This is a genomic window from Scytonema sp. HK-05, assembly GCF_963872035.1.
Taxonomy (GTDB): domain Bacteria; phylum Cyanobacteriota; class Cyanobacteriia; order Cyanobacteriales; family Nostocaceae; genus Kalymmatonema.
The window spans coordinates 54,970-68,421 of sequence record NZ_CAWMYC010000125.1; the positions used below are offsets into that span (position 1 = coordinate 54,970).

At 43.7% G+C, this 13,452-nt stretch carries 16 protein-coding genes and 1 pseudogene; 11 read left to right on the top strand and 6 right to left on the bottom strand.

The window, feature by feature from the left end; translation table 11 throughout:
* Positions 1-183 precede the first annotated feature (183 nt).
* A complete protein-coding gene (locus AACT52_RS26945) occupies positions 184-669 on the top strand; it encodes a peptidoglycan-binding domain-containing protein (RefSeq protein ID WP_073627532.1) in 486 nt (161 codons plus the stop codon).
* A gap of 72 nt (positions 670-741) precedes the next feature.
* Here the strand turns inward: AACT52_RS26945 and AACT52_RS26950 are convergent, their stop codons facing one another.
* Positions 742-1,275: a Ycf51 family protein gene (locus tag AACT52_RS26950; protein WP_073627534.1), complete on the bottom strand. Its 534-nt coding sequence runs from the start codon at positions 1,273-1,275 to the stop codon at positions 742-744.
* Positions 1,276-1,468: 193 nt separating this feature from the next.
* Between AACT52_RS26950 and AACT52_RS26955 the strand changes: the two genes are divergently transcribed.
* The 3 genes from AACT52_RS26955 to AACT52_RS26965 all read left to right on the top strand — a co-directional run bounded on the left by AACT52_RS26955 (position 1,469) and on the right by AACT52_RS26965 (position 2,715).
* On the top strand, positions 1,469-1,648 hold the full coding sequence (locus tag AACT52_RS26955; RefSeq protein ID WP_073627536.1) for a hypothetical protein: 180 nt from the start codon (positions 1,469-1,471) through the stop codon (positions 1,646-1,648).
* On the top strand, positions 1,629-2,354 hold the full coding sequence (locus tag AACT52_RS26960) for a class I SAM-dependent methyltransferase (protein WP_073627538.1): 726 nt from the start codon (positions 1,629-1,631) through the stop codon (positions 2,352-2,354). Before AACT52_RS26955 ends, AACT52_RS26960 begins: the two co-directional genes overlap by 20 nt.
* A gap of 112 nt (positions 2,355-2,466) precedes the next feature.
* The gene (locus AACT52_RS26965; RefSeq protein ID WP_233153791.1) at positions 2,467-2,715 is read left to right on the top strand and encodes a hypothetical protein; all 249 of its coding nucleotides are present in this window, start codon (positions 2,467-2,469) and stop codon (positions 2,713-2,715) included.
* Positions 2,716-2,755: 40 nt separating this feature from the next.
* On the opposite strand, the gene rfaE1 is transcribed toward AACT52_RS26965, so the two are convergent.
* The 3 genes from rfaE1 to AACT52_RS26980 all read right to left on the bottom strand — a co-directional run bounded on the left by rfaE1 (position 2,756) and on the right by AACT52_RS26980 (position 5,488).
* The gene (gene rfaE1 / locus AACT52_RS26970; RefSeq protein WP_073627540.1) at positions 2,756-3,784 is read right to left on the bottom strand and encodes a D-glycero-beta-D-manno-heptose-7-phosphate kinase; all 1,029 of its coding nucleotides are present in this window, start codon (positions 3,782-3,784) and stop codon (positions 2,756-2,758) included.
* A gap of 326 nt (positions 3,785-4,110) precedes the next feature.
* A complete protein-coding gene (locus tag AACT52_RS26975) occupies positions 4,111-4,767 on the bottom strand; it encodes a DUF6391 domain-containing protein (RefSeq protein ID WP_073627544.1) in 657 nt (218 codons plus the stop codon).
* A gap of 451 nt (positions 4,768-5,218) precedes the next feature.
* Positions 5,219-5,488, bottom strand: coding sequence for a helix-turn-helix domain-containing protein (locus AACT52_RS26980; RefSeq protein WP_073627546.1), 270 nt, complete (start codon positions 5,486-5,488; stop codon positions 5,219-5,221).
* A 412-nt stretch (positions 5,489-5,900) separates the two neighbouring features.
* Between AACT52_RS26980 and AACT52_RS26985 the strand changes: the two genes are divergently transcribed.
* Both AACT52_RS26985 and AACT52_RS26990 read left to right on the top strand, forming a co-directional pair.
* Positions 5,901-6,038, top strand: coding sequence for a hypothetical protein (locus AACT52_RS26985; RefSeq protein WP_158054503.1), 138 nt, complete (start codon positions 5,901-5,903; stop codon positions 6,036-6,038).
* Positions 6,039-6,375: 337 nt separating this feature from the next.
* Complete coding sequence (locus AACT52_RS26990; protein ID WP_073627548.1) at positions 6,376-7,353, top strand: carbohydrate kinase family protein; 978 nt, start codon at positions 6,376-6,378, stop codon at positions 7,351-7,353.
* A gap of 151 nt (positions 7,354-7,504) precedes the next feature.
* Here the strand turns inward: AACT52_RS26990 and AACT52_RS26995 are convergent, their stop codons facing one another.
* Positions 7,505-8,635 (bottom strand): DUF7453 family protein, encoded by a 1,131-nt coding sequence (locus tag AACT52_RS26995; RefSeq protein WP_073627550.1) that lies wholly within the window; start codon positions 8,633-8,635, stop codon positions 7,505-7,507.
* Between the two features lie 551 nt (positions 8,636-9,186).
* Between AACT52_RS26995 and AACT52_RS27000 the strand changes: the two genes are divergently transcribed.
* From AACT52_RS27000 to AACT52_RS27020, 5 genes and pseudogenes are all read left to right on the top strand, one after another.
* Positions 9,187-9,381: a hypothetical protein gene (locus AACT52_RS27000; RefSeq protein ID WP_073627552.1), complete on the top strand. Its 195-nt coding sequence runs from the start codon at positions 9,187-9,189 to the stop codon at positions 9,379-9,381.
* A gap of 425 nt (positions 9,382-9,806) precedes the next feature.
* On the top strand, positions 9,807-10,514 hold the full coding sequence (locus tag AACT52_RS27005) for an AraC family transcriptional regulator (RefSeq protein ID WP_073627554.1): 708 nt from the start codon (positions 9,807-9,809) through the stop codon (positions 10,512-10,514).
* Between the two features lie 172 nt (positions 10,515-10,686).
* The gene (locus tag AACT52_RS27010) at positions 10,687-11,115 is read left to right on the top strand and encodes a GFA family protein (protein ID WP_073627556.1); all 429 of its coding nucleotides are present in this window, start codon (positions 10,687-10,689) and stop codon (positions 11,113-11,115) included.
* 49 nt (positions 11,116-11,164) lie between these two features.
* Positions 11,165-11,359: pseudogene (locus tag AACT52_RS27015) on the top strand (restriction endonuclease); the annotation flags it as partial.
* Positions 11,360-11,464: 105 nt separating this feature from the next.
* Positions 11,465-12,940 (top strand): SAM-dependent methyltransferase, encoded by a 1,476-nt coding sequence (locus tag AACT52_RS27020; protein WP_233153792.1) that lies wholly within the window; start codon positions 11,465-11,467, stop codon positions 12,938-12,940.
* Here the strand turns inward: AACT52_RS27020 and AACT52_RS27025 are convergent.
* Positions 12,918-13,403: a gluconokinase gene (locus AACT52_RS27025; RefSeq protein ID WP_073627560.1), complete on the bottom strand. Its 486-nt coding sequence runs from the start codon at positions 13,401-13,403 to the stop codon at positions 12,918-12,920. The genes AACT52_RS27020 and AACT52_RS27025 overlap by 23 nt on opposite strands.
* Between the last annotated feature and the right edge of the window lie 49 nt (positions 13,404-13,452).

Here is a 13,452-nt window from a genome sequence, read left to right on the forward strand (position 1 = left end):
ATTGTCAGATTTATATCTTAACAAAAGATTAATAAACATTGTATTTGTTAACACTAAAAAAATACTACCTTTTCAATAGGAAAATCTTTTTCTTCCCTGTCATAATATCCCTAGGTGTGATGCGGCATCAGTAGTTAAAAAACTACTGTTAAATAAGAAACATTAATTTGTCTGAGAGGAAAAATGACATCTACCAGTGATGCCAGCGACACAATGCAAGAGACGTTGCAAATACAGTTAAGTCAGCCAGTGCTACAGGAAGGTTCCAACGGTAAACCAGTAGAGGAACTGCAAAACCTCTTGTTTGCTTGGGGTATTTATACAGGGGCCGTCGATGGTGAGTTTGGATACCAAACCGAACAAAGTGTTAAAAATTTTCAGCGCCGAGTCTTTTTGGAAGAAGATGGGATTGTAGCAGAGCGTACTTGGCGTGCCCTTTACACAGGTGCGCCAGTAGATATGCCAGAATTGAGTCAAGGTTGCAACGGAGAATTGGTGAAGAAGGTTCAGCGCATTCTCAAATCAACCTGTGATTATATAGGATGGATTGATGGTAATTTTGGCTCCATGACAGAATCAGCTCTGACAAGCTTCCAACGGCGCTATGAAGTGCCGATAACAGGCGTAGTGGACGAGAGTACCTGGCGCGCCTTAAGTAAAGTAAAATAGCCCAGTAGTAAAAGTGAGGAATTATGAGTTATGAGTTATGGATGCACAACTCTTAACTCGTAATTCATCACTCTAACTTTTGTGTGAGGTGGGCAGCTGTGGCAATTGGGCGAATTTGTCCTGGTAAATCTCGATCGCCATTTGAGAATCTTCACGAGACGCGAGCGATCGCTTGACTTGACCTAGGTAAAGTGGTATTGAAATTCCTGGTTCCGGGTGGACAAGAGTACGCAATCGAATAGTCAATTGGTTTTCTGCCCGTGTACCCAAGCGACCATAGGAATACAAATCACTAGCAGCTTGACGTAAGGTAGCTTCTAATTGTGATGGGGTAATTTGTGGTGGGATGGTAATGACCGCTTGAGTTGATCCGTTGTCATAAACCCGACTGTATCTTACTGCACCTGGAATCACAGTGCGAGACAAGGGCGTCAACGAGAGAGCAAATAGACCACCCGTCAGCACTAGCATAAAGCCAGTAGAACCCACCATCCGAAAGCGAAGGCCCCATTTCAAAATAAAAGCCAAAACCGTCAAGGCAGCAAATACTAATGTTGCAATACCCGACCACTGGGCGTATTTGAGAAAGTCAGCAGGTGTGAGCATAAAGGTTGGCTACTTGGCATGTCTTCTTATTTCAATGTTGCCATACCCTTGGAACACCTATACTTTTGTTACTTGACACTTATTAACTCGATGGATGCAATTTCAATGCGTGACAAATACCAAAAGAAGTTGCATAAAGGCTTGCGTTGTGTTACAGACACGCAGCTGCCTTACTCTTGAAAATGACCGTTACATGAGTCTGTATTTTCATCCTTGGGAATTTACTGATATTACCAGCTTCAGAATGCCAAATTATATTACCAAGGACTCTGGGAAAGAAATGCTTGACCGTTTGGAAGAATATCTAATATGGCTAAAAAGTCAAGGAGAGTTTATTTGCTTTTCAGAATTTGATGAAACCTTTAGAAGATAGAAATTATAAACTGGCTGATTATTTAGCGCGTTCTAGCGATCGCTATACTTTAACCAAGTACAAAATTGTCATGCAATGGCTACCCAAAACACCGAACCTGCGTGTATTAAATGCAGGATGTGGTTCTGGAGAAATGAACATTTTGCTATCGCAGAATTTAACTTGGCAAGTGGATGCTTTGGATGTAGACGTTGAAGCTATCAAGCTTTCACAAAACTTAAAAATAGAGAATAATATTAAAAATCTCAACCTTTATCACACCACTATTGAAGACTACACAGCACCCGAAAAATACGATATTATCGTTTCTAACGATGTCTTAGAACATATCAAAGACGACCAAGCAGCAATAAAAAAGCTTTCGTATCTACTAAAACCAAATGGATTAATCTGTATTTCTGTACCAGCGCTACAATGGTTATTTGGTTATCACGATGAAATGCTTGGTCATTATCGGCGCTATCATAAGCAAGAATTAATCAACAAATTATCTCTTGACTTTAATGTCAACAAATGCCGTTACTTTGGCTCAAGTCTTATTCCTGTTGCCTTGTTTTATAGTCGGTGGTTACGCAAAGCTAACCCAGTTAGCGAACTAGAACAGCAGTCACTGACTACAAAAATTTTAGAATCTGTACTGGAATTTGAGTCTAAAGTACCCCTTCCTATTGGCATATCATTAATAGCATTAGCAACAGCGGCATAGGCGAAAATCACGCCAGATTCCTCAGATTCCCGACTTCTTTAAGAAGTCGGGAATCTTGTTGTGAGAATTGTAGTTAGTTATTGCACCTCACATCACAATTTATAATTTTCGTATGAATGAGCCAAAGTTCCACACGGTAGACCCTGAATCTCTCAAAAACATTTCCGTTGAGCAGATTCTTCGCCAGCACAACCCAGCATTAGAGAATGCTGATTATACAACTCCCATACCTACAGAAAATCAGACCATTCCTCACCGCGACGGTACTGATCACTACTACATAAAAGTGATAGAGGGATGGAACCCCATTGTCAAGCCTAATCTTGATTCTCCGTATCGAGGTCGTATTGGCGGATGTTAAGTTGCTCTTCCTGTGCGTCCTTAGCGTCTAGTGTGGTTAATTAACTATCCTCCAACAACCGTTGCAACGCCACCCTCATTTCTTCAGGTGTCGTCGTTGTCGTACCAAACCGCCGCACAACAATACTAGCCGCTAAATTACCTAAAATAGTCGCTTCCCATGCCGACGCCCCAGCAGTCAAACCCAAAGTTAACGCCGCCACCACAGTATCTCCAGCACCAGTCACATCAAACACCTTAGTCCGATTAAAAGCTGGGATGTGATGTTCACCGCCCTCGCTGTCAAACAAACTCATCCCTTGCTCGCCACGCGTAATCAAAATATGCTGCGCCTGCGTCAAGGCAAGCAAGTCTTGTCCTGCTTGAGTTAAAGTTGCCTCATCAGTAATTGCATAACCTACAGCAAGTTCTGCTTCCGGCAAATTTGGCGTAAATAACGTCGCCCCCTGATACCGTTCCAGATGTTTTTGGGCGTCCACAATTGTTCGGGAAGCAGACAGCGCCGCCGAAATCACAGGCTGAGTCAGAGTTCCATCACCGTAATCAGAACATATCACGGCATCTATGGAATGAATTTGTTCTTTAATATATTGAGACAACTGCACTTGCAAATCCAAGTCTGGCAAATCGTCCGATTTTCGGTCTACCCGAACGATTTGCTGAGTCACCGATTGACGCGAATGACCAGAAATCCGCGTTTTAGTCACTGTCGGGCGATTGGGATCAACAAAAACACCATCAGTATTGATTTGTGCAGCTTCCAAAAGACCACGTAGCGCCCTTCCCTGTTCATCTTTGCCCAAAAGTCCTACTGCTAAAACGTTTGCCCCCAATCGGGCAAAGTTGTAAATCGCATTCGCCCCACCTCCTGGCACTTGCTTGGTAGTTTCATGGCGGAGAATTAACACTGGTGCTTCGCGAGAAATTCTTTCCACCTGACCAGTAAGAAACTCGTCTAGAGTCAAATCTCCGATGACTAGCACCCGTGCAGAGGTGAATTTGTCTAACAAGGAGAACAATCGGTCAGCCGAAGCACGCAGTTTAGGGGCAAAATCAGGGTCTAAAGACATATAGTACAGAGTATTCAACACACCAGCACACGATTTTACAACCCAAAATGGGGAAATGGGGAGATGAGGAAGATGAGGAGCCAGCGCCCAACGGGAGAGCAGTCGCCTGGGTCGGGAGACCCTCCAAAGGGCGCTGTCTCACCGTGGGCGGGTTTCCCGACTTGAGGAGCCAGCCCCGTGCGGGGGTTCCCCCCGCCCTTGGGGACTGGCGTGCGACTGGCGTGGGGATGAGGGGGATGAGGAAGAGACTCCGAATTTTGAATTTTGAATTTTGAATTTTGAATTTTGAATTTTGAATTGATTTCTCCCCCTGCTCCCCCATCCTCCTATTCCCGCCACTGCACGTCGACAAAATACGCCTGTCGTCCCCAAAAGTCACGTGTACGTGTAATATTTTCAATTTCTAAATTGAAGGGAATTGAAGTTGTCAGGTAACGCTGCGCCAAAGCACCAATGTCAGGAGCTAGTTCAGCGGCTGTTGTCGCCGCCAAGCCCAAACCTATCAATTGCTCAATCGGTCCTCGCGGTAGCAGCAGATGCATTCCCACTGCTAGTCCAGCTGTGAGCAGCATTCCTACTGATGCATTTGTCCCACAACGGGGATGCACAGCCAAGTCCCATTCTCCATTAGTAAGGCGATGGCGAGCAAGCGTTACCGCACGCCGCAAATTGCTGATATTTACTTCTCCATATAGATAGAATCCTCGCTCTGTAGACAAACCCCCTAAGAGTTCGTTGTCAACTTGAAAATTGCTCGTCGGGGTTCTTGTGCGAGCTTGGAAGTTTTTTGATCCACTCAGAACCCAAACTGTGGCGTGTTCCAGCGCATGAACCTGTCGCACCATTAAAATTTCTTTTAATCCAGGGATAAACGATAGATGCCTCAGTAAATCCGCATCTTGTGTGGGCTGAGGTGCTGTAAAATCAAAATTAAAAAAATCAAAGGGAGACGAGCCACCTTTAGCAAAAGCGGAAGTATTCATTGCAACACTGCTCCCTAAGCTGATGGAGCAATAGAGATTTCTTTTAAATGTAGCGTTTCAGCCTGTGGATGGTTGCTAAATTTTGTTGATTATCGGATCTATTTCAGTCTACTAAAGGCAAAATTTTAATAAGGACACATAGCGGCAACGAGGTTTTTCCTTCTTGAAAGCTGAGAAACCTTGGCTTCTATGCTTTGTGGGCAAACCCAAAAAGCGCTTTCTGTCCAGCTTTCTGTCGCGCTGCTAGTGTCCTTGTGCCTAGGGTTGAAACAATTTCCACAGTAAATATCTTTATTTATGATCTGAGGAAAAACAACCTTTATCCAGAACGACATAATCCAGTAATCTGTGGTGCTTGATTTTGATAGGTTTACACTTAATAGGTAAGTTGTGAGGAGGAGAACAATAAGTTACCAGTCAAAATGAGCTTGGCAGTATACTAGGTATTCATTTATTCGTTCTGATTAGGCAGAGGCAGGGGACAGCAATTTACATCATTCAAGCAGACTTTGCCCCAATGCAAAGCCCAGCGGACTAGTGCCACTCGGTTGTCAGTACCGGTCTTGGTGAGAATATTGCTGATATGGTTATCAACTGTACGCTTGCTTATTTCCAGTTTAGCTGCAATTTCTTGGTTAGTTAAGCCAGCGGCCACTAAGTCGATAATTTGCAGTTCTCTGTCTGACAGACTAACGGGGGTCTGAGACTCGCCACCAGCCATGAGTTATTTTATCCTCCTTAGTATATGTACTTAATCGCTCTTTCTCATTCTAGAAGATTCTTCTGTGGGTAGTTGTTTCAAATGTAAGCATAAATACTCTTTTTAGAAAAGTGGAGTTTAGGGAGTTAGGGGAGGCAGCGCCCTTTGACTTCATGCCCGTTCCAAAGCGGTAACACCATTTTGGATTTTAGATTTTAGATTTGGGATGCAAAAGAATTATTCGTAATCGCTTTTAGCGCTCCATCTGTCGCAATCATTTTTCACGCTTGGTATAACATAAATCAAAAATTTAAGTATCAATAAATACTATAAAATTAAAAAAAAATACAAAATATTACTGATGTCAAATGAGCAGTAAGGAGCAACATCCACGGCTTATTTAAGAAACAAAAATTGCTATTTAATTGTATGAATGACTGCCGACAAAGTAGCACAAATTATTGTAGATTTTATACTGGCAATTCGTAATCCAAAATCTGAAATTCAGTCATCAACCCTTGGCTCAAGCCACTGGGCTTGTCCGAAACAAGTCGGGCGACGTAAGTGGTGACTAGCTCATAGAGACATAACTTGGTACACACTCCCGAATACTTCTCCAGTTTGGGTTATCTGTAAGACTTCTTGTTAAGTCGTGGTTAAAGACCAGCATCTTAGTTGTGTTGAGCGAGGAGACCCTTCGGGTATGCCTTCGGCACACCTTCGGTGAACGGCAATATCCTGCGACGGGAAACCCGTCTTCAGATTTGCCTCACTTAAACAGGTTTGCTAGTTCCTTGGGATTATATCCAATCAAAAACTAGCCCCTTTCACGGGGACGCGCAGTCCCTCGTGTCGTTTTTCCTCTCAGGGCTAAAGCCTCTGAGTTTCCAAACATCCCGCGAGGTTTTATGAGCAATCCCCATGTTTTGTGCCTGGGTGAAGTTTTGTTTGACCGTTTAGCCGATCAACTGGGGCGAAAGCTAGAAGAAGTTGAGTCATGGACTGCCTACCCTGGGGGAGCACCAGCGAACGTAGCTTGTGCTTTGGTGAAGCTGGGGACACCAGCAGCATTTATCGGAGCCGTGGGTGAGGATGCACCAGGTAATGAACTGGTAGAGCTATTACAAAAAGTTGGTGTGGATACAACAGGAGTACAGCGCCATCCCACAGCACCAACGCGGCAAGTGAATGTTGTGCGATCGCTCTCAGGCGATCGCACTTTTGCCGGGTTTAAAGACCATGACACCACAGAATTTGCAGATACGCGCCTCAAAGCTGATAAATTACCTCTGAAGTTATTTGAAGCAGCAGATTTTCTGGTTTTGGGTACTTTGGAACTCGCTTATCCTGAAAGTGGGCAAGCAGTCCACCGTGCGCTTGAGTTAGCAGAACAGTACGATATCAAAATTTTATTGGATGTCAACTGGCGTCCGGTATTTTGGACAAATCCTGACATCGCTCCCCAAAAAATTCAAGAATTATTTAAGCAAGTAGATTTTCTCAAACTTTCAAAAGAAGAAGCAGAATGGCTATTTGATACCGCAGATCCTGGGGCAATTACTTACCGCCTTGATTCTGTAGAAGGCGTGCTGGTGACAGATGGGGAAAACGGTTGCGCCTATTGCCTGGGTGAAAACGAAGGCAAAATACCTGCTTTTTCCATCCCCGTCGTTGATACAACAGGTGCGGGGGACAGCTTTGTGGCTGGGTTCATCCACCAAATCCTCACTCATGGTATTCACAGCTTAAACAATCCAGAGATAGTGAGAAGAATCGTCACATATGCAAGTGGATCGGGGGCATTAACGACTATGAAACCAGGGGCGATCGCCTCCCAACCGACAGCAGATGAAGTGGAAGCTTTTCTGGCTTCGCATCAAGTTTAGGGAGTAGCGCAAGTACAGGTAAAGATTATGGCGGGAGCGTTCTCGCGGAGTTAGGTAAGGGGAGGGGGACACGGCGATGTGTGCCTCCTTACCCAATAAAGTCAGAGGTTTTGGAATTTTCGGTCAGTTAACTTTGCCTGGAAGCACTAGCTCAGATGACTTGATTAGCAACAAAGATGCCTGTAGTGCCATTCGCCAAACTAGCGTAGAAAGCGATTTGACCGACATCATTGAGTCCTTCTCCAAAAAACTCAAGGTTTGTCACCGTCGAACCAAACAGAGAATCGCCGGTGGCAATAACCTTATCAGCTATCGGATCTGATCCAGTGTAGATGCCTTCACCACGGGTATCGGCGTCTAGGGAAGCGAGAAAAGCGACATCTCCACTATTATTAATAGAAGGATTGAAGTTAAAACGAGCAAACGGACCACTGGTATCAGCAATCGTTGAAATCACGCCATCGTTTTTGGTGAAGATGCCACTACCTCCTCCATCTAAGCTTCCACCAAAGGCTACTGTTCCTGCATCGTTGAGCGAAGGGTTATCTAAGGAGAGAGTGCCGAAACTGCTGAAAGGTCCACTATTATCAACAACGGTAGTAACTACCCCGTTGCTATTGATAGATATACTGTCCGTACCCTTGGAAGGTTGTAATGTTCTATAGAGTACTGTTCCTTCCGCATTAATGTCAGAACTAGAGAACCTAACAAAGTTGTCGCTGGTCTCAACAATAGGAGTGAGCGCTCCACCATTACCAGTGAAAACGCTTTCGCCCGATGTATCTAGAAGAGCCTGAAAAGCTACCGTTCCCTTATCGTTGATAGAAGGAGAAAATACAGACGAAAAGGAGCCGCTCGTGTCAGCGATGGTAGAAGTCGCCCCACCGTTACCAACAAAGATGCCGCTGCCACCCTCGTCTACATCAGCAGCAAAAGCCACCGTTCCTTGGTTGTTGAAGGAAAAATCGCTGTAGATGAAAGAAAAAGGACCGTTGGTGTCAGCAATAGTGGTCGTTGCTTTACCGTTACCAATGAAGATACCGTTACCTCCTGCATCTAATTCAGCAGCAAAGGCAACTGTTCCCGTATTGTTAATTGCAGGTCTAGGATAATTCGTGAAAGATTTAAACGGACCACTGGTGTCAGCAATCTTCGTAAACTTATAACTTACATTACCCCCTAGACCATCAAGCAAGTTATTGCCATTCGAGCGGAAAATACTATCAGCACCAGAAGTCCCAACGAGGGTGTCGTCTAGCACAGTACCATTGATAAGTGACATAAGTTTTATTTCTATCTCCTCAACTCAATAATCTCAGTGTTGTCCAACCTAGATGTCTAGAATCGGTCATCCTAAATGTATAAGGCTAGTTAATAGATGCTTTCAGAAAAGGAACTGGGATTGATGCGAAGTTATTTAGGACTACCCTGAATTCCAAACAGCTTAATCTTACTAGACAAACGCAAAACTTTTTCTGCTTTATAAGGACGGCTAGCTGGTTTTATCGACTGAACCATAAATTGGCTCTGTTGGCCCTGCAACGAATACACGAGTTGAAACGCATGTTGAGCTTGCGCTTGGTGCGGCACCGTGGTTATAAACTTTAGGTAAAACTAGACAGTACAACAAGAAGGCGGGAAGAAAACCTTCACCACCTTTTGCCCAGCAAAATTGCTTAAATTATCTGGTAACAATATAGTTCAGTTAAGGCTCCAAGTTAAGTAAATTTAAGTAGTGTTCCCAAAAATGGAAATTGAGTGTGGTGGTTCTGGTCGGATTTGTCGTTGCTGTCTGCCAATGTTCTCATTAGCCGAGCCAAAAAGGTGAGAGTCATGTCAAAAACAGAACATCAATACTGCGCTGTAGAAAAGGCAATCTTAAAAAGCTTTAATCGTCAATCTCTACTCTCCAACGACGATTCGCTTTGGAACGGCATCCGCTTCCAGTTCACTCAAAGCAGGAGCGCAAGTGCATTGCCAGAGGAGATTATCTTTCCAGAGAATGCGATTCATCAAAAACCTGGGTAGAAACCCCGTCCTTCTAGGACGGCTTTTTATTTTGCTTTTAGAATATTTGTGAACCATTACCGCCTTGGGGCTACTCAATACCGTGTAGTTTTGCAATCTACTTTCGCTCAGGCAATTATGAACTGATATCTTTTACCCTGTACGCATAACGGTTTTTGCTCCGTAGAGCCTTCTCTTTCGAGAGTAATGTGAGCCTAGACAAAGTTACTGGTCGGTACTTCTAAAAGACACTGGCTTAACCCGCTAAACCTGTTTAATCTTTTAGTTCTAGAGCGTAGAACTGGCCAGAGCGCATTCTACGGTAGGTTCTGAAACCTTGCCAGTAACGGAGTACGCGAAGGTACTGAGTCGGGTCAACTATTCCTAAAGGGAAGAGGCGCTTAAGCCCCGTACCTTTAGGTCGGGGTGTTGACATTTATACAGATATGCCCTCTGGGTACGTTGTTGAAGCGCGAATTAATGGACGCTTGCAAAAAAGCTCCCTTGTCACGGGTCATAGTCTCATCATTCCACGGGGCACAGCTTATTGGCAATCAGACAACCACAAAAGCAAAGGCATTACCTTAGGTTTGAATTTCGGCTTTCTTGAGCGCACTCTCTCTGAATCGATTGACCTAAGTAGTCTTGAACTGCATCCTCAATTTCCGACGTTTGACCCGCTCATTTATCAAATTGGGCTGGCGCTAAAAGCTGAACTAGAACAGAATCCGCATTCTAGCCGCTTATATGCAGAATCTGCCGCGACGTTTCTTGCCACCCATCTTTTCCACCATTACGCCCAAGGCAAACAAAAGGAGCAAATTACAACAAGTGGCTTGCCTAAGTACAAATTACAACAGGTCATTGATTACATCCATGCCAACCTTGAGTGTAATATTGGCTTGACTGAATTGGCTGACTTGGCTCAGATGAGTCTGTCGCACTTCTCTCGATTATTCAAACAATCAACCGGATACTCACCCCATCAGTTTGTCATTAAATGCCGGGTCGAGCGTGCTCGTGAACTCCTGCTCAAAGGTGACTTGTCAATCGCCGATATCACTTATAAAGTCGGCTTTGCCAATCAGGGACATTTAACCAGTCATTTTAAGCGCCTGCTTGGAGTCACGCCTAAGGTCGTTCGAGCAAAGTAGCACAAACGTGTAAAAAAAGCAAAAACTTGTAAGACCAAATAAGAGTGCGATCGCTACTTTGGAAATCAGGACGTACCACAAGTGTCAGATATTGCTTAGTGAGCAAAGTATGCTGGCTGCACCCGCGTCCTAGAAGTCACAAAACTTAGAAGTTCCAAGGAGAGACATTCTTATGACGATAAAATTTACTGGCGGTTGCCTGTGCGGATCTGTCCGCTACGAATGTTCAGCCGAACCCATTGCGATGGGAAATTGCCACTGTCGCGATTGTCAACGGGCGACAGGAACTGCGTATGCCTCCGGGCTTCTCGTGCCGCAAAGTGCAGTCACCATCACCGGAGATGTGAAATACTATGACGTGATTGGTGATAGCGGAAGCATTGTTGGTCGAGGTTTTTGCCCAAACTGCGGTTCCCGATTATTTAGCAAGCCCCCAATTCCTGAGCTTATGGGCATTTTGGCAGGGAGTCTCGATGACCCAAGTTGGTTTCGACCTACGATGGACTTTTACACAGCTAGTGCCCAACCGTGGGATCACATGAACCCGGATCTGCCCAAGTTCGACAAGATGCCAGTGGTGCAGCGGGAGCTCACCGAATAACTGGGTCTGAAGCCCCGTCCTTCTAGGACGGCTTTTTTAACCGTGCTACGACCTTGCTGCCTTCATGATGGATCGCAACCTACCAGTTGATGAAATTGAAGCAAATAACATTGCTGAGGAGATACTTAATAATCCACGTGAGCAGGGTTATTTAACAATCTCAAATGCTCTACAATGGCGACTTCAATATAGTCGTATTATACAGCAAGCTGGCGAGGTAAGCGGTATTATTAGAGTGCGATGAACTGAAATGGTACGACACAAAAGTAAGATTTTATGTGAATTTGGGGATTTTCAGACACCAGTAACTCTAGCCTTAGAGGCGACGAATGTCCTTAATAGGTTAGGTGTGGCACCAAGGTCTGTTTTAGAGCCTACTTGTGGTCGTGGAGCCTTTTTATTGGCTGCTTGTCAAGTATTTTCACAGGTCAATAAATTTCTCGGTGTTGATATTAGTACAGAACATTTAAGTTACCTCAAAGAAAGGGTTACAGCCGAAAAGTATTCTGCACAAATAGAGATTATTAACGGTGATTTTTTTAATTTCAATTGGTCACATATTATTAACACCTTAGCCGAACCATTACTAATTATTGGTAATCCTCCTTGGGTGACAAGTTCCGAGCTAGGCTTATTAAAAAGTTCTAACTTACCGCAAAAATCGAATTTTCAAGGAAAAAGCGGATATGATGCGTTAACGGGCAAAAGTAATTTTGATATTTCCGAATGGATGCTGCTAAAGCATTTAGAGTGGCTGAAAGAACGGACTGGCATAATTGCAATGTTATGTAAGACTTCTGTTGCCAGAAAAATTCTCACTCATGTTTGGCAGTATAAGCAAAAAGTTATCCGTGCTCAAATTTATAGAATAGATACGCTTAAAAACTTTAATGCATCTGTAGATGCCTGTTTTTTTGTTTTGTTGATTGGAGATGGGAGTTTATCAAATACTTGCGAGATTTTCGAGGATTTGTCTGCTCAAAAGCCATCACACGTTATTGGGTACCAAGATAATACACTCGTTTCCAATGTCATAGATTATAAGCGTTGGTCTCATTTACGAGAAACTAACTCAGTTTATATTTGGCGTTCAGGCTTGAAACATGACTGTTCCAATGTTATGGAATTAGAACAAGAAGGTGATAAATTCCGTAACGGATATGGTAATGTTTTTTCTCTTGAACGAGATTGGGTTTACCCACTTTTGAAAAGTTCCGATGTTGGAAATAGTCGTACATCTACTTGTAGAAAATATGTTCTTGTTACTCAACGGTATATTGGCGAGGATACAACACACTTAAAGTTTGATGCTCCCAAGATATGGGGCTATCTTCAGAATTATCGAGAGTATTTGTCAAAGCGTAGCAGTTCTATTTATCGGAATCGTCCAGAATTTTCTATATTTGGCGTCGGGGAATATACTTTTGCACCTTGGAAAGTCGCTATATCAGGTTTTTACAAAACTCTTAACTTTGTGCAAGTAGATCCGATTGACGGACAACCTGTTGTCTTTGACGATACAATTTACTTTTTATCATGCGGATCTAAATCTGAGGCATCTTTTATTGCTGCTTTGCTAAATTCGCAGCCAGCCAAAGAGTTTTTAGAATCAATGATTTTTTGGAGTGATAAGCGACCAATAACTATTGAATTACTCAAGCGGCTAAATTTGCGAGCATTAGCCCAGGTTTTGGGTAAAGAAGAGGACTATAACGGTTACGCCTTAAGCAATTATTATCAAAAATCTTCTATTTTGCCACTATCTCAGCATAGCCGTTATGAAACTTCTCCCATCAACTCGCCTAAACCCCCAAACTCACTCTAATCTTCTGCACAATCACCTCTTGTGGATCGGAAATATCCACAGTAATTGCACCAGATGGCTCCTCAAGGGTATTAAACTGACTTTTGAGGAGTTCTTCGGACATAAAGTGATCCTGACGCATATGCAGGCGCTTTTGAATTAACTGAAATGATCCCTTAAGGTAAACCAGCTTGACGCGTTCCTCATCCAATACCAAAACTTCGCGATAGCTGGCTTTTAGTGCAGAACACGCCAGCACCACATTTTTATTCTCTTGCAACCACTGTTGTATTGCCTGTTGTAAAGCAAGCAGCCAAGGCATCCTATCTAAATCATTTAGGGGGATACCATGCCGCATCTTCTCTATATTCTCTGGCGAGTGGAAAGCATCAGCATCAGCAAACTCGCAGTGTAAAGAGTCCGCCAACAGTTGCCCGATGGTGGACTTTCCAGAACCAGAGACACCCATTACAAGAATAATCATCTGGGCAAATTTGGATTTTAGATTTTAGATTTTTAACCACAGATGTAGG